Raw genomic sequence first — 17,874 nt, 5'->3', positions numbered from 1 at the left:
CCCGTCAGCTCCGGCCGAGTTCGGTTCGCGCCGCCTCGAACCCCGGCCGCAGCCGCAGCGCCTCGCGGTAGGCGGCCCGCGCCTCGGCGGTGCGCCCCAGGGCGCTCAAGGCCCGGCCCCGCCAGTAATGCGCTTCCTCGTGGGTGGGCACGTCGCGCAGGATGTTCCCGGCCAAGCGCAGCACGTCGGCGTTGCGGCCAGTGCGGAGATAAGCCTCGAACGGCCCGAAGGAATACCACGTCGCCCGCCAGGGCAGCCCGCCGACCACGCGGGCGGGTCGAGTGGGGTCGAGGGCCGGGTCAGGCTGGGCCGCGAACGCCTGATCGAAGGCCCGCGCCGCTCCCCGCGCGTCCCCGAGAGCGAGCTTGGCGTGCCCGACCGTGAACCAGCCCACCGCGTCCTGCCGCCGCTCGGCCTCGGCCAGCGCGACCCGCAGCGCCTCCGCCTTGGCCCGCACCGGGTCGGCCCGCTCGGCGAGCAGTTCCCGCACCTCGGCCGCCCGCTCCGGCGGCGTCACGACCAGGAAGGTGCGTCCGAACGAGCGCCACAACTCGTCGAAGCGGCCATACGGCATCGTCAGCGGCCCCAGGTAAGAATCGAGGGCGCTGAAGGTCTGCGCCGCGTCGTCGTACCCGGTCAGCAGGCGGTAGTGGCCCATGCCGCCGCTGTCGGGGGTCACGAACCACGTCTCCACGATCACCGGAATTCCGGCGGCCAGCATTCGCTTGAGCAGCGGCCGGTCCCCGTTCGTGGCGAGGTGTACGTCCATCCCCTGCGAGCGGGCGTAGGCGGCCAGCTCGTCCGGCGACACGTTCACGTCCCCCGACGAAGGCTTGAGCTTCGGGGCGATGTCGTACTGATTCAGCGTGCTTCCCCAGCGGCTCAGCGCCATGCCCACCGTGACCGGGCCGCAGTTGTTCAGCCGCTGGTACTCGTGCCGAATGCCGGACACCTTCGCGGAACTGGGGAGGGGCGGTGGGGTGGGTTCCGGCGCAGGGTCCGGTTCGGGTGCGGGTTCAGGCTCCGGCTCGGGGGCGGGGGCTGGAGGGGGCGTCGTCTGTACAGCGGCGAGCACCGGAACAGGCAGCTGGGCGTCCGCCTCCACAGACGAGCGAAAGCGGTCCACGGCAAAGACCGCCGTCCCCGTGAGGAGGGCGGCGGTGAGCAGCAGGGGCGCGGGACGCATCTCCGCTATGGTGCGTGAGGTTCATGATTCGGGGCTGAGGCCCGAACGTGCCCCAGGGCGCACTCGGTCAGTACGCCATGACCTTCCGAATCGCCTTCGCCACCCGCACCGGGTTGGGGCGGTAGGCGTCCTCGATGGAGGTGAAGGGCGGATAGGGCGCGTCGAAGCCCGTCACCCGCACGATGGGCGCCCGCAGGAAGTCGATCGCTTCCTCCGCGATGGTGGCGCTGATTTCACTGTGGAAGCCCCCGGTGCGCGGCGCTTCGGTGACCACGATCACGCGGCCCGTCTTCTGCACCGAGGTCAGGATGGTGTCGAGGTCGAGGGGCACCAGCGTCCGCAGATCGATGACTTCCACCCCAATCCCGTGGGCGCGGGCGGCGTCGGCGGCCTTCACCGCGACTTCCACCATGCCGCCGTAGCAGATCACCGTCACGTCGTCGCCCTCGGTCACCACGCGAGCCTGCCCCAGCGGGACGGTGTAGTGGGCTTCGGGCACCTCCTCCTTCACCGAGCGGTAGAGCTTGATCGCCTCGAAGAAGAAGACGGGGTCGGGGTCCTCGATGGCGGCCAGCAGCAGGCCCTTGGCGTCGCGGGGGGTGGACGGGATGACCACCTTCACGCCGGGGGTGTGGGCCAGGATGGCCTCGGGCGAGTCGGCGTGCTGCTCGGGCGTGTGGACGCCGCCGCCGTAGGGCGCACGCACCACCATCGGCAGGTGGTAGCGGCTGCGGGTGCGGTGGCGGTAGCGGCCCAGGTGCGACAGGACCTGATCGAGCGCCGGGTACAGGAACCCCGCGAACTGGATTTCCGCGACGGGCTTCAGCCCCGCCAGTCCCATGCCAATGCCCATGCCCACGATTCCGGCCTCGGCCAGCGGGGTGTCAAAGACGCGATCTGTTCCGAAACGCGCTTGCAGGCCGTCGGTGGCGCGGAACACGCCGCCCATGACCCCCACGTCCTCCCCGAAGATATGCACGTCGGGGTCGCGTTCCAGGGCGAGGGCGAGGGCGTCGTTGATGGCGGCGACCATCGTCATGGTGCGCAGGGCGGTGACAGTGGCGGTCATGCGGAAACCTCGTTCGGGAGCGTGGGGTGTGGATCGTGGATCGTGGGGGCACAAGCGGGGGCAGGACGCGGGAGCCGATCACACTCCACGTTCCACGCTCTACGTTCGCGCTTCACTGCCCCTCCTCCGCCAGCAGTTCTGCCCGCTGCCGCCGCAGCGCCGGAGTCGGCTCGGCGAAGACGTGATCCACGATTTCGGCGGGGGTGGGTTCGGGGTAGGCGTCGGCCTCGGCGAGCGCCGCCTCGAACTCGGCCTCGATCTCGCGGACGATCTCGGCGTCCTCGGCTTCGGTCAGGTGGCCCTGTGCGAGCAGGAAGGCTTGAAGGCGGCGCACCGGGTCCTTCTCGTCCCAGCCCGCCGTGTCGTCGGCCGTGCGGTAGCGGCTGGGGTCGTCCGCGACCGTGTGGGGCTTGACCCGGTAGGTCACGGTCTCGATCAGGGTGGGGCCTTCGCCCCGGCGAGCCCGCTCGACCGCCTCACGGGTGACCACGTAGGTCGCCAGCACGTCGTTGCCGTCCACCCGCACGCCGGGAATGCCGTAGCCGTCGGCGCGGCGCGACAGGTTGGTCGCCTTCGTCTGCGCCCGCGTGGGCACGCTGATCGCCCAGCCGTTGTTCTGGAGAATAAAGACGCACGGGGCATTGAGCGCCCCCGCGAAGTTCAGCGCCTCGTGGAAGTCTCCCTCCGAGCTGCCGCCGTCCCCGATAAAGGCCATCGCCACGTTCTGGGTGCCCCGCCGCTGCTCGGCCAGCGCCGCCCCGACCGCGTGCGGGTACTGGGTGGCGATGGGGATGTAGAAGGGCAGCACCTTGAGGTGCTCGGGCATCGCCCACCCGTGCGGGCTGGTGCGCCAGTAGGCGACCGTCTGCGCGATGGGCAGGCCGTAGGTCAGCGCCGCGCCCGTGTCGCGGTAGGTCGGGAAGAGCCAATCCTCGTGCGTGAGTGCGGCGGCCGTGCCGACCTGGCTGGCCTCCATGCCGCCGTAGGGCGGAAAGACGCCCATGCGCCCGGTGCGGTACAGCACCCAGGCCCGCTCGTCGAAGTGCCGGGCACGGCGCATCAGGCGGTAGAGGCGGCGCTGCGTCTCCGGGTCGGGCAACCGGGCGGGGTCGGTCACCTCGCCGCCGGGGGTCAGCAGTTGCACCATCTCGTCGGGCAGGGGTGTGGGGACAGCTTCGGCGGGCGGGGCAGCCGCCTTGCGGGAGGAGCGGGTTCGGGTCATCGGACACCTCGGGGAGTGGGGAAGAGGGGTTGAGGCAGGCCTGGCCGCCCACCCCTCAGCCCCGGTCCGGGGAGTGAGGTGGGCCGGAAGCGGCAGTCAGGGCGCCCGGCGCTGGTTGAGCAGCCGCGCCGGGGGCCGCCCGCACGCGGGGGGCGGCAGACAGGGGGACGGGCGGGGCGGGGGCGTCGGCATGGCGAGGGGGCGGCGCGGGGGCCGCAGCGTGAAGAAAAGCTGTAGGCCCAGCGTAGCAGATGCGCCCAGGCGGGCGGCGGGCGTACACTGAGCCATGAAAAAAGCCCTGCTGGTGCTTGCGGCCCTGGCCCTCCTGACGCCCCCGGCCGGGGCCGATCACCAGCAGGGGAACCTGCGCTCCCTGGTGGCCGCCGACCTCTGCCCGCCCGTCGCCTCCGTGTACGTGGACGATGAGGAATCGGACGACCTCGGGGCCGCACTCGACGAGCAACTGATGCGCTACGCCACCCTGTACGGGGTGCCCTCGGGCGATCCCAAGACCTGCACGGTGCAGCAAATCTTCTCGGTCGACGCCTTCGAGACCGAGGACGGCGAGTTCCTCTATGCCCTCGACCTCAGCCTGCAACTGCGCCCCGACGTGCGGGTCACGCTGGGCAGCCGCCAACTCACGGTCAAGGCGCTGGAGCTGTGGTCCACCTCCGGCTACGGCCGCGCCGCCGACGCGGCGGGACTGGTCCGTACCCTGACGAACAACGTCCGTGCCTATTACGAGGACTTCGCCCTGGAGTGGAAGGCCACCCACCCCACGCGTTGAGGCCGACAGGAAGGCCGCCGGGCCTCCCTGGTGGGGTGCCCGGCGGCAGCGCGGCGCGGCTCAGCGGCGCTCGACTTTGACCTCGTAGTCGGCCTTCTTGCCCTTCTGCTTGACTTCCAGCTCGGCGCGGGCACTTCCCTTGCGGAACTCGCCCCGGATGTGGTTGCCGGTGTCGCGGCGGCTGGCCTGGGCAAAGCCTTCGGCCTTCAGGCGAGCGGCGTACTCGTCGTAGACGGCCTGGAGGCTGCGGCCCTGGACGGTGGCCTTCCACTCGCGCACGTTCGGCAGGGGCTGAACCGTGACCGAGAGGGCCTGGGCCGTGCGGGGCGGCTGCTGGATGGGGGTGCCGCGGCTCGGCGTGGTCGTCGTGGGCGCCGGGGAAGGTGTCTGGAGGGGTGCCGCCTGCTCTCTGCGGGTGGCGACCGTGTAAAAGGCCGTGTCCGACACCCAGCTCGTCTGGGGCAGCGGGTTGACCACGATGCTCAGCGCCTGCGCGAGCTGCTGCTGACCCTGCACGCTGACCGTGGCGAAGCTGCTCTGCTGGCTCCTGAAGGTGGCGATCTGCCCCAGGTCCAGCGGTTTCAGGCTCGCCAGGGCCAGCACCTTGTTCAGTCCCGCTGGCCCCGCGATGTCGAAGGTGAAGGGATCGCCCGCCGCCGGGAAGGTTCGGGTGGTGTTTGCCTTCACGAAGTTGCCGCCGCTCTGGTACTGGTTGGGCAGCACGAGGTCCACCTGGCCCTGCGGGTCCACGTTGAAGAGGTACACGTAGGCGTCCTGGTTGACGCTGGCATACAGCCGAATGCGTTCGCCCACCGCGTAGGCGGGCGCCTGCGTGCCGCTGCCCCGGTCGGTCCACACCCGGACACTCAGGCTGGTCTGAACGGGATTCACGATGATGCTCTGGGCGCTGAGCACCGGAGCGGCCCCGGCGGTGCCCAGCGACAGGGCACCCAGCAGCGGGGTCAGGGCCAGGAGGGGAGAAAGGCGCATGGCCCCACTCTCCCCCCCGCGCATGACGCCCGGCTGACGGGGACGACAGGACCGGAGGGCCGCTCGCCTCACGCGCGGCTCACGTTCTGCCCCCTTGAGCCCCGCGCCGGGAGGGCTCTAGATTGGGGCCGTGTTCCCCACAAGGCGCGTTCTGTTGGTGGCCCTGGCACTTGGCCCGGCAGTGGTCGGCAGCCTGTCTCCCGCTCCCGGGGGGTGGAGCCAGGCGGCGAGCACGTCCTTTACCTACCTGCGGACCGCCCGGCCCATTCCTGCGCCCAAGCCCGGCGAGCGCCCGCTGCTGCGGCTGGAGGGCCGCGCCCAGACGCTGGCCCTGACCCGCAGCCAGCTTCTCGCGCTGCCCACCGTGCGTTACGCCACCCGGCACGCGCAGCTCGGACGCACCTTCACCTACGAGGGGGTGCCGCTGCGCGACCTTGCCCGGCTGGGGGGCTTTGCCGGGCAGGACATGCGGCTGCACGCCAGCAACGGCTACGTGACCACCATCGCGGCGCGGGACTATGGGGACGCGCCCATCATGCTCGCCCACACGGCGAACGGCAAACCGATTCCCACCCTGGAAAAGGGGCCGCTGACGGTGGTCCTCCCGCCCGATGAGCGGCGGTTCCCGCGCAGCCAGTACGGCTCGGCGTGGGTGTGGTTCGTCGAGCGCATCTCGCCCGCCCCGTGAGTGCCCGCGCCACCGAAGACGTGACAACGGGCGCTGCACCTGCCCACCGGGTCCCCCTGGGCGTCCGCGCACGGGAAGGCCTGCTCGCGCTGCTGCCCACCGTGGTGACCGGGGTGCTGCTGCTGCTCGCGCTGCAACCCGCCTACCGCTCGCTGCTGGACCGGGGCGACGGCTGGTCGATCTACAGCTACCACGGCCTCGCCAAGGACGTGCTGCAATACCGCGCCGCCCGCCTCGACCCGTCGGTGTCCCGCGAGGAGCGCGAGCAGATCCGCGATCAGGTGCGGTCGAGCCTGCTGAGTCCGGGGCAATTCGAGCATCTGGCCGAGGTCGAGGCGCTGGGTGAGGCCCGGCTGAACCGGATTCGTGCCCTGGTCGAGGCGGGGAGCCCGCAGGCCCTCGCCGAGGCGGGGCGGCAGGCCGTGCAGCTCAGTGCCCAGGCCGAAGCGCTCTCGAACCGGCAGGGACAGGACTACGCCAGCGAGTTCCGCCAGCTCCGTCAGGTGCTGCTGTGGACGGCCCTGGCGACCGGACTCCTGAGCATGGCCCTGATCCTGCGGGCGCTGCGGCTGTGGCGCTCAGAGCGCGAGCGCCGCGCCCGGCGCGAGGCCCGGCAGCGCGAGGCCCTCAGCTTCGCCAGCCACGAGCTGCGCCGTCCCCTCCAGAACCTGCTGCTTGCCAGCGACCTGCTGCGGCAATCCGACACCCCCGAGGCGCAGCAGCGGCTGCTGGGCATGATCGAGGACAGCGCCCGGCAGATCGCCAGCCGCGCCGACCTCACCCGCCTCGACGACCTGTATCTCGACGTGACCCTGCGGGTGGCGTCCACCGACCTGCGCCCGATGGTGCAGCGGGCTGCGGGGGGGCGCGTCACGGCGCAGGTGCCCGGCACGCCCGTCGTGTGGAGCGCCGATTCCGACCGGGTGGCGCAGATTCTGGAAAACCTCGTCGAGAATGCCCTGAAGTACACCTCCGGCCCGGTCGAGGTGGCGCTCGCGGTGGTGGGCGGGCAGCCCGAGATCACCGTGCGCGACCACGGCCCCGGCATTCCGCCGGAGCGCCGCCCCCGGATGTTCCTGCCCTATGAGCGCGGTCCCCTGGGCGTGGCGCCGGGGCAGGGGCTGGGCCTGTCCCTGGTGCGCCGCTACGCCCGCGCCCACGGCGGCGACGTGACCCTGGAAGACGCGCCGGGTGGCGGCACCCTGGCGAGGGTCCGCTTGGGTCAACCCCCACTGGTGGACGAGCGGCGTTGAGGCTGCTGGCGGTGCCTCCACCGGTTGACGAAGACCCAGAGTAAGAGCTGCACACCATTCCCTGTGGACGCTTGGTGCGCCCTGCCGGGTGGACGAGCAGGACCGTTGTTGCCGTCTGGGATGAGGTTGAGCTTCGCTCACCTCCCCCCTCCCAGCCTCTCGCGGTGCGAGCTGTACCAGTCCCTCACGAGGGGGAACTCGCAGAGGAGCCTCGCGCAGCCGCGGGGTGAGCGGTCCCTACTCCCCCAGCGGCGTGGCGAACACCTGGGTCCAGAAGTGGCGGTAGCGGGTGTCGGGGCGCTCCACATGGGCCACGCCGAGGTGCGTGAAGTCGCCCATGATGTTGCGGCAGTGGCCGGGGCTGCGCAGCCACGCGTCCACCACCGCCTGCGGGGTGGTCTGCCCCCCGGCAATGTTCTCGGCGCTGGCCCTCACCCGCAGGCCCGTCGCCTGCACCCGCGTGGCGGGCGTGCTGCCGTCCAGGGTGCTGCGGTGGTCGAAGTAGCCGTGCAGGGCCATCCCCGCCGACTGTGCCAGCGCGGCGACTTCCAGTTGGGGATGACGCTTGAGGGGCGGCAGGCTCTGGCCTCCCTCGCGCAGCGTCGCGCAGTTCCAGCCCCGCGCCCGCGCCTGGTTGGTCAGGCGCAGCACCTCGGTCTCGAAGGGGGCGCTGACCGAAAAGGGCGCCATCTGAAAGGTCACCCCCCGCGTCAACTCCCTGTCCGCGCCGGGCAGCTGCACCCTCACCCGGTGTTCCCCGGCGGTCACGGGCAGGGGTCCCTCCTCAACCGCCCGCCCGTCTAGCGAGAAGCGCGGCGTGGCAGGCCGGTAGACCACACTCCCCGCCGCCGAGAGCCGCACCTCGCCCTGTCCCAGCAGCACGACGAGTTCGGCGCGTTCGGGGCCGCTGCTTTCCACCTTCACGTCGCCCGTCGCGGTGGAGCGCACCCGCCCGCGGCTGTCGAGCAGGTGTGCCCGCACCGTGTAGGTCCCCGGCTGGTAGTACGTGTGCGCCGTGGCGCTGCCCTCGCCCTGCTGCCCGTCCCCGAAGGTCCACACCACCCGGTGCTCGGCCGGGGCCTGTGCCCGGAAGGTGACGGTCAGCGGTGCCTGGCGCGTCTCGCTCATCGAAAAGTTCACCCGGAACGTCACCGGCTGCGCCGCGCACGCCCCCAGCACCGCCACGCCCGCCAGCAGGCCGCCCCGCCTCCATCGCCCTGTCCTCACCCGTTCACGCTAGCGGGTCGGGGAGGGGAGAGAAAGTCGCCAGGTTCCAGTCGCTGGTCGCCAGCCGGGGCGCGGCCCTTCGCTCACGCCTGCTCTGGCGACTAATGCACGTCCGCCGCGTCCGCCAGCAGCCCCGCGAGTTGCTCCTTGGCCCGGAAGACGCGGCTCTTGGCGGTGCCCACCGCGACCCCCTGAATGCGGGCGATCTCGTCGTAGGGCAGGTCCTCGACAAAGCGCAGCACGACGGCCTCGCGGTATTCGGGGGCCAATTCCATCAATGCCCGCTGCACGCGGCCCTGCGCGTCGGCGCTCTCGGCGGCCTGCACGGGCGAGCGGGCCGCGCTGGTGACCTCGAAGCCCACGTCCTCCCGCGCCTCTTCCAGACTGAAGCGCTGGAGCTGCTTGCGGCGGTGCGACTCGATCTGGGTGTTGCGGGCCACCTGATACAGCCAGGGCAGCACCCGCTCGCCGGGCCGGAAGGTGCGAATCGAACGCCACGCCCGGTAAAAGACCTCCTGGGTGAGGTCGAGCGCGTCCTCGGCGTTGCCCTCCAGCCGGTAGAGGTAGGCGTACATACGGCCCTCGTAGGCCGACACGAAGTCGTACCACGCCGCCTCGTCCCCCCGGCTGAGGCGGTCCAGCAACTCGGGCGAGAGGACATCAGGCTCGGAGGTCACGTCGCTGCCCACCATACCCTGCCCGGCCCCCCGGCGCCTCCGCCTTTTGGCGCGTCGGTGGGGAGGAGCGCTACGATGCCTTCCAAACCTTGTCTTCTCCTCCCACCTTCCCCAGTCCCGACGCCTCCATTACCGAGGCGCTGCGCTCCGTGCTGCCCGACCTCAGCGTGGGGGCGCTGCTGGGCTTTGCCACCGGACTCGCGCTGCGGAAGGTGGGCCGCCTGGCGCTGATCGCGCTGGGGCTGCTATTCGTGGCGGTGCAACTGCTGGCCTCCTGGGACCTTCTCAGCGTGAACTGGCCGCGAGTGCAGGCGCTGGCCGAGCCGGTGCTGCGTCAGGGCGGCGAGGCGGGGGCCGCGTGGCTGGGGCGGGTGCTGACGGCGAATCTGCCGTTTGCGGGGGCGTATACGGCGGGGCTGGTGCTGGGGCTGCGGGCACGGGGGTAGGGAGACGCGGCAGAAAGACCCCTCACCCCGCTGCTGCGCAGCGCCCCTCTCCCCCTGGTAGAGGGGTCAAAAACACTCTCCGAGGGGAGAGGGGTCCTTTCCCCGCCCTACAGGTACGCCAGCGCCCACTCCTCGCTCCCGTGATCCAGCCCCGCCCGCAGCAGGGCGAGGCTGTCGGGCGTGGGGTCGCGGTGGTGGGGGCGTCCGGCGGCGAGCGTCTCGAAGGCGTTCAGGCTGTCCTTATGCGGCGGGTGAATGACCCGGCCCACCACCCCACCCTGCACCTCGTACACGGCCCCATAGACGTTCTCCCGCCGGGCATCCAGCGAGACGGCCACCTCCCCCTCCAGGCCGCCCACCAACCCTTCCAAGGTGGGCACGCCCAGCACCTGCGCTCCCCACACCCGCCCCAGGCCGAGGGCGTAGCTCGCGCCCACGCGCACGCCCGTGTAGGACCCCGGCCCGGTGCCGATCACGATGGTGTGCGCGTGGAAAGGAAGGCCCGCGTCCACGAACAGCTCCCGCACCGCCCCCGCCAGCCGCTCGGCGTGTGCCCGCCCGACCTCCTCGCGCCAGGTCCGCTCGCCGCCGGGCCAGGCCAGGGCCAGGGTCAGGAAGGGGGTGGCGGTATCGAGGGCCAGGGTGACGGGGTGGGGGGCAGCGGACGCCGACATGGCGGGCATTGTAGGGGGCCTGGGCGCTGTCCTTGTCACCGGAGCGGGAACCGTGCGGGCTGCACGGTTCGGGCGGGGGCGGTGGTATGTTGGGCGGACCATGACCAACACCGCCAACGTCGCCAAGGGGCTGGAAGGCGTCCTCTTTACCGAGAGCAAGCTGACCTTTATCAACGGAACTGAGGGCATCCTGACCCACCTCGGCATCCCGATTCAGGAGTGGGCCGAGCACAGCACCTTTGAGGAACTCTCGCTGGCCCTGCTGAACGGCCAACTGCCCACCGCCGCCGAACTCGCCGCTTTCGACGCCGAACTCAAGGCCAACCGCGCCATCCCCGAGGCGCTGGTGGAGATCATCCGCACCATGCCGCGCGGGGTTCACCCCATGCAGGCGCTGCGCACCGCCGTCTCCTACCTCGGGCTGCTGGACCCCCAGGCCGAGCAGACCACCGAAGAAGCCCGCCGCGCCATCTCGGTGCGGATGATCGCGCAGTTCTCGACGATCATCGCGGCCATCGCCCGCACCCGTGAGGGGCAGGAGCCTGTCGTCCCCCGCATGGACCTGACCCACGCTGGGAACTTCCTGTACATGCTGACGGGCAAGGAGCCGACCCAGGAGCAGGCCCGGCTCTTTGATATCGCCCTCGTGCTGCACGTTGACCACGGCATGAACGCCTCGACCTTCACGGCCATCGCTATCGCCAGCACCCTCAGCGATATGTATTCCTGCATGACGGGCGCTATTGGGGCTATGAAGGGACCGCTGCATGGCGGCGCGAACGAGGCCGTGATGGACATGCTCGATGAGGTTGGCACCCCCGACCGGGCCGAGGCCTACATCACCGGGAAGCTCGACCGCAAGGAAAAGATCATGGGCGTGGGCCACCGCGTCTACAAGTACTTCGACCCCCGCTCGCGCGTGCTGCGCGACTACGCCGAGGTCGTCGCCAACAAGGAAGGCAAGAGCAACTACTACCAGATTCTCGAAACCATCGAGAAGACGGTTGTGGACCGCATCGGCTCCAAGGGCATCTATCCCAACGTGGACTTCTACTCGGGCACGGTGTACAGCGACCTGGGCATCCGCAAGGAGTACTTCACGCCGATTTTCGCGCTGGCCCGCATCAGCGGCTGGTGCGCCAGCGTGATTGAGTACACCCGCGACAACCGCCTGCTGCGCCCCGACGCGGTGTACACGGGCGAGCGCGATCAGCATTACGTGCCGCTGCAAGAGCGCCAGTAAGACAGAAGGCCAAGGCGAAGGGCCGGGGTGCCATTGCCCCGACCCTCGCCTTTCGGTCTTCTTACGCCCGAATCCCTCCGCCCCCGTGCAGGGTGCGCTCCACCGCCTCCGTCACCTCGGCCTCAAAGCGGCGCAGGTGCTCGCGCAGCCGCGCCAGCTCCTCCGGGCCGAGGTCGCGCAGCCACAGCACCGCGCGGCCCAGCACCGCGAAGGTCAGGGGGGCGTCCTCCGGCGTGTCCTCCTCCTCGACCGGATCGAGGTTGAGGGCGCCGTAGTCGAGGCCCTGGTTCATCAGGTTCATGCCCATCAAGATGTCGGGCAGCGAGTCTTCCTCGACATACAGGTCGAGGTCGAGGTGCAGCCGCACGATCACCCCCCCCTGGGGGTCAGGCTCCACGAAGAGGGCCACCCGGCTCTCGCCGTGGCGCACCAGGGCGCCGTCCTCAACCGCCTCGACCGTAAGCCCGCTCTCCGAGAGAGCCCGCATGATGCGCTGAAGTTCCGGGGCCGTCATGGGCGCGAGTATAGAGCCGGGGCCTGGGGGCCAACCGTGGCGGCGTGGCGAGCCGCCCTCAAGCGTGGTACACCCACGCCCCGTCCTGCCAGGTGCGGGCCAGCGCCCCCAGCAGCCGCAGGTGCTCGGCGTGCGCCAGCGTCTCCGCGAGGGCAAAGCGCCGCCCGGCGACGTTGAGGTCGCGCGGGAACATCTCCAGGCTCAGTTCGTAGGCGGTGCGGGCCTCCTGCGCGGCCTCAGCCTGCACGAAGTCGAGCCGCTCGTGGTGGTGCGAGCGCAGCTCGCGGGCGCGGGCCTGCACGCCCTCCATGACGGGACCGTGATGCCCCACGACGGCGCGGCGGGGGTTCAGGGCTTCGAGCTTGCCGAGCGTCTGGAGGTAGTCCCCCAGCGGGTCGGGCCGGGTATAGGCGTACAGACCGATATTGGGGCTGATGCGCGGCAGGATGGCGTCCCCAGCGATCAGCAGACTCTCTCCCTCGTTCCAGAGGCCCAGGTGCCCGTCGGCGTGGCCGGGCAGCCACAGCACCTCCCACTCGGTTCCGGCGAGCGGCACCTGCTGGCCCTCGCGCAGTGGACGCACCCGGCTGGCGGGTTGCACGCGGTCGCGGGTGCGGCGGCTGTCGCGCTCCAAGCTCTCCAGCATTTCGGGTGGCAGGCCGTGGTCCTGCATGTGTTTGATGTGCCCCGGCAGCCAGTCTTCCCAGAGGTGCCAGTAGCGCTCGCCGCGCCCGATCTCCACGTCGAGCATCTGCACGGTCGCCCCGCCGCGCTCCTCGACCACGCCCGCCAGCCCGTAGTGGTCGGGGTGGTGGTGGGTGATGATGACCCGTTCCACATCCGGCCAGTGCAGGCCGAGGGCCGCCAGCCCGTCCTCAATGGCCTGCCGCGCCTCCGGCGTGTCGAGCGCCGTGTCGATCAACGTCACCGGGCCGCCCGTGTCGATCAGCACGGTGACCGTCTTCATCGGGTAGGGGATGGGCACTTGCAGGGCGTGCAGGGTGTCGTGAACACGCACGGGAGCGGGGAAGGCCGTCATGGCAGGCAGGCTAGCACCCCCCCCGGGCCGTTCAGGGGGCCAGGACGAGGGGCTCGGCCCGCACGCTGCCCCTTTCCAGATGCAGCCACGCGCAGGCGACCGGCAGCCGGAAGCGGCGCGGCCCGACCGACCCCGGATTCAGGTAGAGGACGCCCTCCCGTTCCTCGCGGCGGGGCTGGTGGGTATGGCCCGAGATGACGACCTGCCCCCCGGCCGCGACGGGGGAGAGGTCGAGGGCCGAGAGGTCGTGCAGCAGGTACACCCAGATGCCGCCCAGTTCCAGCAGCGCCGTCTCCGGCAACCCGGACAGCGGCGGCGAGCGGTCCACGTTCCCGCGCACCGCATGAACTGGGCCGGGGGAAGTGGCCCGCAGCGCCTCCAGCACGTCCATTTTTCCGACATCCCCCGCGTGCAGCACAGCGTCGGCCTGTGCGGCGAGGGGCAGAACCTCCGGCCGCAGCAGGCCGTGGGTGTCGGACAGGACGAGGACGCGCATGGGGGCAGTCTAGGGGCAGCAATAAAAAGGGCGCCCCCACACGGAGGGCGCACCTGGACCGCTGCGTCTTACAGGCGGCTCTGGATGGCGCGGAGGCTGGCGCTGTCGGCCCAGCTCAGGCCCTGGTCCACGTAGGTGCGGGCGGCGGCGCGGTCGCCACGCTGCAGGGCGATGTAGGCGAGCTTGGCGGCGCTGAGGCTGGCGAGCTGGCGCTCGGTATCGTTCAGTTCGCCCAGGCGGCTCCAAGCGTTGTACGCGTTGATCCACCACTGGGTCTTGGTGTAGAGCTGCGCGAGGTAGGCCTGGTAGTTGCGGTTGGTCGCTTCCTGCTGCGCGGCGTAGAAGGCGTGGTCCACGGCGGCCTTCCACAGAGTGCGGTCGTAGAAGGGGAGCGGGTAGGCCACGTCGGCCTGCACGGCGAACTCCTGGGCGCGGGCGAAGTTCTGCTCGGCGCTGAGGGTCGCGGGGGACACGGTGGTCGCCGTGCCCGTCTGGGTGGTGGTCGTGGTGCTTTCGGTCTGGGTCGTCTCGGTGGTGGTTTCGGTCGTGGTGTCCGTCTGGGTGGTGTCGGTGGTGGTTTCCGTCGTTTCGGTCTGCTGGGTCTCGGTGCTGGTGTCGGTGGGCGGCGTGGTGGTGTCCTGGGCGGCGGCCAGTCCCGCCAGGGCGAACGCGGTCAGCATGAGAATCTTTTTCATAGCCAGAGCATCTTAAGACGCTAGCTTGGCGACCGTCCATTCGCCAAACCACCCTGTAAAGGGAGTGTAAAGGAGCTTACCTTCACATGAGAAAAGCGCTGATTCTCTCACTCGCTCTGCTCTCGCCCGCCGCCGCCCAGACCCCGGCCAACGCGGCTTCGCCCACCGTCACCTGGTTCAAAGACCTCAAGGTGCTGTCCACCGTCGCCGTGACCGACGATGGGGACCTGTATTTCGTCGGCTCGGACAACCGTCTGCACCGGACCGACGCGCGGGGGGTCGAGCGCTGGAACCTCCCGGTAGGCGACATCGGCCGGGCCAGCCCGGTCGTGACCCCGCAGGGCACGGTGATCGCCGCCTCCTACGACGACCATATCTACGCGGCGGACGGCTCCGGCAAGCAGCTCTGGCGCACCCGGCTGGACGGGGACATCTTCGCCAGCCCCGCGCTGCGGGCCGACGGCAGCCTGATCGCGGCGACGGCGGGCGGCACGGTGTACGCGTTGGGGCCGGGGGGGCAGGTGCTGTGGACCTTCAAGGTGGGGGCACCCGTCTTCAGCAGTCCGGCGGTGGCGCGGGACGGCACGATCTACTTCGGCGCCCAGAACAACCGCCTGCACGCGCTGACGCCCGACGGCAAACTGAAGTGGACCTTCGGGGCCGGGTCGCTGGTGTTCAGCAGCCCGGCGATTGACCGTCAGGGCAACGTGTATTTCGGCTCCAGCGACCGCAAGCTGTACGCGCTTGACCCCGCCGGGAAGCTGCGCTGGACCCGGCAGACCGACCTCTTCGTGAACGCCAGCCCCATCGTGACGGGAGACGACCTGGTGGTCGTGGGCAGTTACGACGGCAAGGTCTACGCCGTGAACACGACGGGGGAAGACGAGTGGGTGTATACGGCGGGCGCCCCGGTCGCGGCGTCGGCGGTGCAGCTCGCGGACGGCAGCGTGGTGGTGCCGGACCTGACGGGGACCGTCCACGCCATCAGCCCCAATGGGCAGGCCCGCTGGACCATCAAGACGGGCAAGAAGATCGACACTCCCGTCGCCGTGAGTGACCGGGGCGTGCTGTACTTCGCCACCGAGGGCGGCGGCCTGAGTGCCGTGGAACGGCAGGCTCCGCTCGCCGACGGCCCGTGGACGAGCTTTCGCAGCGTGCCCGCCGGGTGGGGCCGCGTGTTGACCCCGCAGGAGGCCGCCGCCCGCACCGCCTCCAAGCGGGCCGCCCTCGCTGCGCTTCCGGCGACCCGTCCGACTCCGGCCACGCCTGCCCCCACCCCCACCAAGCCTGCCCCGACCCCTCCAGTGGCGACCCAGCCCCCGGCCCCCGTTCGTCCGGTGACGCCCCCACCCGCTCCCACCCGCACGCCGCAGGCCGCCGCCGAGGCGGCCGGGCGCGGGGCCAGGGTCGTGAGCGGGCAGGTCGTGCTGCCCCTGACCGACCTCACGGCGGCCCTGGGGGCACGGGTGCAGGTGCTCACGCCGCGCACGGTGACGCTCGGATTGCCGCAGGCTGGGGCCACGCCGCGCACCCTCCCGGTGGAGTTCGTGAACCGCGCGGCTTACGTGCCTCTCTCGGCCCTGAAGAGCTTGCCGGGTGTCCGGGTCGAGCTGGCGGGCCGGGCGGCCGGGCTCCAGTTGCGCCAGGGCGAGCGCCTGCTGCCCTTGCCGCTGAATGTGGCGTCCCTGGCCCCGCTGCGCGACGAACCCGAGTACCCGGCCGTGGTGCGGCGCTGACGCGAGCCTCGGCACAAAAGGAAGGTCCCGGACCCCGCTCGCCAGGGCGGGGCCTTGTTCACCTCCTGGGCCAGCCCGCTCCCAAAGAAAAAAGCCCGCACATGGCGGACTTTCCTGGTGGTGGAGTCGAGGGGGATCGAACCCCTGACCTCGTCATTGCGAACGACGCGCTCTCCCAGCTGAGCTACGACCCCACGCCCTTTTTCGGCCCCCTCTCAAGGGCGAGGCAGAATCTAGCATGCTCCCTGGGGACGCGCAAGGGGCGTCGCCGGTCAGGGGTGCGGGACAGTCCTGGCGGCGGCCTCACCCCGCCCAGGTACACTCCGGTGCATGAGTGCCCCCCTCATGCCCACCCAGCCGTCCCCGGCCGCCCACGAGGACCGCTACGCTTACAAGTTCGGTCAGGAAGGCATCACCTTTGACGACGTGCTGCTGCAACCCCGGCACTCTGCGGTGCTGCCACACGAGGTCAGTGTGGCGACCCAGCTCACCCGGCGGGTGCGGCTGAACATCCCCTTCGTGTCGGCAGCGATGGACACGGTTACGGAAACGGCGATGGCCGTGGCGATGGCGCGCGAGGGTGGCCTGGGCATCCTCCACAAGAACATGGGCATCGACGCGCAGGCCGAGATGGTCCGCAAGGTCAAGCGGTCGGAAAGCGGCATGATCGTGGACCCCATCACCCTGCCGCCCTCGGCGACTGTGGCCGACGCCGACCGCCTGATGGCCGAGTACCGGATCAGCGGCGTGCCGGTCACCGACCCCTCGGGCAAGCTGCTGGGCATCATCACCAACCGCGACATGCGCTTTGTGGAGGACCTCAGCATTCCCGTCGCGGACGTGATGACCCGCGAGGGACTGGTCACCGTGCCGGTGGGCACCACGCTGGAGCAGGCGCAGGAGATCTTCAAGCGCCACCGCATCGAGAAGCTGCTGGTGACCGATGGGGAGGGTTTCCTCAAGGGCCTGATCACCATCAAGGACCTCGCCAAGCGGGTGAAGTACCCCCGCGCGGCCAAAGACGACCTCGGGCGGCTGCGGGTGGGCGCGGCCATCGGGGTGGGCGCCGACCTGATGGACCGCGCCGGGGCGCTGGCCGCGGCCGGGGCCGACGTGCTGGTGCTCGACAGCGCCCACGGCCACAGCCAGGGCATCCTGAAGGCGCTGACGCGGGTCAAGGAGACCTTCGACGTGGACGTGATCGCCGGGAACGTGGCGACCCGCACCGGAGCGCGGGACCTGATCGCGGCGGGGGCCGACGCGGTGAAGGTCGGCATCGGGCCGGGAAGCATCTGCACCACCCGCGTCGTCACGGGCGTCGGCGTGCCGCAAATCACCGCCATCTTCGAGGCGTCGGCGGCGGCGCTGGAGGCGGGCATTCCGGTGATCGCCGACGGCGGCATCAAGCAGACGGGCGACGTGCCCAAGGCCATCGCGGCGGGCGCGAGCGCGGTGATGATGGGCTCCATGCTCGCCGGAACCGACGAGGCCCCCGGCGAGGTCGTGTTGCGCGACGGCCGCCGCTACAAGAGTTACCGGGGCATGGGCTCGCTCGGCGCGATGGATCAGGGCAGTGCCGACCGATATTTCCAGGGCGGCAGCCGCAAGTTCGTCCCCGAGGGCATCGAGGGCATCATCGCCTACCGGGGCACGGCGGGCGAAGTGCTCTACCAGTTTGTCGGCGGCCTGCGCAGCTCCATGGGCTATTGCGGCGCTCCCGATCTGGACACGCTGCGCCGCGAGGCCCAGTTTGTCCGCATCACGGGCGCGAGCCTGGTGGAAAGCCACCCCCACGGGGTCACCATCACCAAGGAGGCGCCGAACTACGGGGGGAGGTAGGGAAGGAAGCGGGACACGGTGCGCAGTGTGCGGGAAACTCCTCCTTGGGTCCCGCGTCCCGCCTACTGCGTCCCAATGCCCACATCCCCTCCG

Annotated in this window: 18 protein-coding genes and 1 tRNA gene; 7 read left to right on the top strand and 12 right to left on the bottom strand. The window is 70.8% G+C overall.

Annotated features, from left to right (window positions below; translation table 11 throughout):
- Positions 1–4 precede the first annotated feature (4 nt).
- The 3 genes from L1280_RS04740 to pdhA form a co-directional block, all read right to left on the bottom strand.
- The gene (locus tag L1280_RS04740; protein WP_253580934.1) at positions 5–1,186 is read right to left on the bottom strand and encodes a C39 family peptidase; all 1,182 of its coding nucleotides are present in this window, start codon (positions 1,184–1,186) and stop codon (positions 5–7) included.
- A gap of 67 nt (positions 1,187–1,253) precedes the next feature.
- Positions 1,254–2,234, bottom strand: coding sequence for an alpha-ketoacid dehydrogenase subunit beta (locus L1280_RS04735; protein WP_371922878.1), 981 nt, complete (start codon positions 2,232–2,234; stop codon positions 1,254–1,256).
- Positions 2,235–2,367: 133 nt separating this feature from the next.
- The gene (pdhA, locus tag L1280_RS04730) at positions 2,368–3,402 is read right to left on the bottom strand and encodes a pyruvate dehydrogenase (acetyl-transferring) E1 component subunit alpha (RefSeq protein ID WP_253581080.1); all 1,035 of its coding nucleotides are present in this window, start codon (positions 3,400–3,402) and stop codon (positions 2,368–2,370) included.
- 361 nt (positions 3,403–3,763) lie between these two features.
- On the opposite strand from pdhA, the gene L1280_RS04725 reads away from it, so the two are divergent.
- Positions 3,764–4,264 (top strand): hypothetical protein, encoded by a 501-nt coding sequence (locus L1280_RS04725; RefSeq protein WP_253580932.1) that lies wholly within the window; start codon positions 3,764–3,766, stop codon positions 4,262–4,264.
- Positions 4,265–4,324: 60 nt separating this feature from the next.
- Here L1280_RS04725 and L1280_RS04720 read toward each other — a convergent pair whose 3' ends face one another.
- On the bottom strand, positions 4,325–5,254 hold the full coding sequence (locus tag L1280_RS04720) for a DUF4384 domain-containing protein (protein ID WP_253580930.1): 930 nt from the start codon (positions 5,252–5,254) through the stop codon (positions 4,325–4,327).
- Between the two features lie 130 nt (positions 5,255–5,384).
- Between L1280_RS04720 and L1280_RS04715 the strand changes: the two genes are divergently transcribed.
- Positions 5,385–5,942 carry a molybdopterin-dependent oxidoreductase gene (locus L1280_RS04715; protein WP_253580929.1) on the top strand — a complete coding sequence of 186 codons (558 nt, stop codon included), beginning with the start codon at positions 5,385–5,387 and terminating at the stop codon, positions 5,940–5,942.
- Positions 5,909–7,195, top strand: coding sequence for an ATP-binding protein (locus L1280_RS04710; protein WP_253580927.1), 1,287 nt, complete (start codon positions 5,909–5,911; stop codon positions 7,193–7,195). Before L1280_RS04715 ends, L1280_RS04710 begins: the two co-directional genes overlap by 34 nt.
- 237 nt (positions 7,196–7,432) lie before the next feature.
- On the opposite strand, the gene L1280_RS04705 is transcribed toward L1280_RS04710, so the two are convergent.
- Positions 7,433–8,422: a CAP domain-containing protein gene (locus tag L1280_RS04705; protein ID WP_253580926.1), complete on the bottom strand. Its 990-nt coding sequence runs from the start codon at positions 8,420–8,422 to the stop codon at positions 7,433–7,435.
- A gap of 101 nt (positions 8,423–8,523) precedes the next feature.
- Positions 8,524–9,114, bottom strand: coding sequence for an RNA polymerase sigma factor (locus L1280_RS04700; protein WP_256487889.1), 591 nt, complete (start codon positions 9,112–9,114; stop codon positions 8,524–8,526).
- Between the two features lie 74 nt (positions 9,115–9,188).
- Between L1280_RS04700 and L1280_RS04695 the strand changes: the two genes are divergently transcribed.
- On the top strand, positions 9,189–9,545 hold the full coding sequence (locus L1280_RS04695) for an FUN14 domain-containing protein (protein ID WP_253580923.1): 357 nt from the start codon (positions 9,189–9,191) through the stop codon (positions 9,543–9,545).
- A gap of 107 nt (positions 9,546–9,652) precedes the next feature.
- Here L1280_RS04695 and tsaB read toward each other — a convergent pair whose 3' ends face one another.
- Positions 9,653–10,228 (bottom strand): tRNA (adenosine(37)-N6)-threonylcarbamoyltransferase complex dimerization subunit type 1 TsaB, encoded by a 576-nt coding sequence (gene tsaB / locus L1280_RS04690; protein WP_371922873.1) that lies wholly within the window; start codon positions 10,226–10,228, stop codon positions 9,653–9,655.
- A 91-nt stretch (positions 10,229–10,319) separates the two neighbouring features.
- Between tsaB and L1280_RS04685 the strand changes: the two genes are divergently transcribed.
- Positions 10,320–11,462, top strand: coding sequence for a citrate/2-methylcitrate synthase (locus tag L1280_RS04685; protein ID WP_253580920.1), 1,143 nt, complete (start codon positions 10,320–10,322; stop codon positions 11,460–11,462).
- 61 nt (positions 11,463–11,523) lie between these two features.
- On the opposite strand, the gene L1280_RS04680 is transcribed toward L1280_RS04685, so the two are convergent.
- The 4 genes from L1280_RS04680 to L1280_RS04665 form a co-directional block, all read right to left on the bottom strand.
- Positions 11,524–11,976: a hypothetical protein gene (locus L1280_RS04680; RefSeq protein ID WP_253580919.1), complete on the bottom strand. Its 453-nt coding sequence runs from the start codon at positions 11,974–11,976 to the stop codon at positions 11,524–11,526.
- Between the two features lie 58 nt (positions 11,977–12,034).
- Positions 12,035–13,015 carry an MBL fold metallo-hydrolase gene (locus tag L1280_RS04675; protein WP_253580918.1) on the bottom strand — a complete coding sequence of 327 codons (981 nt, stop codon included), beginning with the start codon at positions 13,013–13,015 and terminating at the stop codon, positions 12,035–12,037.
- Between the two features lie 31 nt (positions 13,016–13,046).
- Entirely contained in the window at positions 13,047–13,511 is a 465-nt protein-coding gene (locus tag L1280_RS04670) for a metallophosphoesterase family protein (protein ID WP_253580917.1), read from the bottom strand.
- A gap of 68 nt (positions 13,512–13,579) precedes the next feature.
- On the bottom strand, positions 13,580–14,206 hold the full coding sequence (locus tag L1280_RS04665; RefSeq protein WP_253580916.1) for a hypothetical protein: 627 nt from the start codon (positions 14,204–14,206) through the stop codon (positions 13,580–13,582).
- Between the two features lie 86 nt (positions 14,207–14,292).
- Here L1280_RS04665 and L1280_RS04660 point away from each other — a divergent pair, with 86 nt between their 5' ends.
- Positions 14,293–15,942: a PQQ-binding-like beta-propeller repeat protein gene (locus tag L1280_RS04660; RefSeq protein WP_253580915.1), complete on the top strand. Its 1,650-nt coding sequence runs from the start codon at positions 14,293–14,295 to the stop codon at positions 15,940–15,942.
- Positions 15,943–16,060: 118 nt separating this feature from the next.
- Here L1280_RS04660 and L1280_RS04655 read toward each other — a convergent pair.
- Positions 16,061–16,136: transfer RNA gene (locus tag L1280_RS04655), tRNA-Ala, on the bottom strand.
- 136 nt (positions 16,137–16,272) lie between these two features.
- Here L1280_RS04655 and guaB point away from each other — a divergent pair.
- A complete protein-coding gene (gene guaB, locus L1280_RS04650; RefSeq protein WP_305881866.1) occupies positions 16,273–17,781 on the top strand; it encodes an IMP dehydrogenase in 1,509 nt (502 codons plus the stop codon).
- The last annotated feature ends 93 nt before the right edge of the window (positions 17,782–17,874 follow it).

Origin of the sequence: Deinococcus sp. HSC-46F16 (assembly GCF_024171495.1) — a bacterium.
Lineage (GTDB): Bacteria > Deinococcota > Deinococci > Deinococcales > Deinococcaceae > Deinococcus.
The sequence above is the reverse complement of the archived record's forward strand: the minus strand, read 5'-3'. Positions and strand labels throughout refer to the sequence as shown.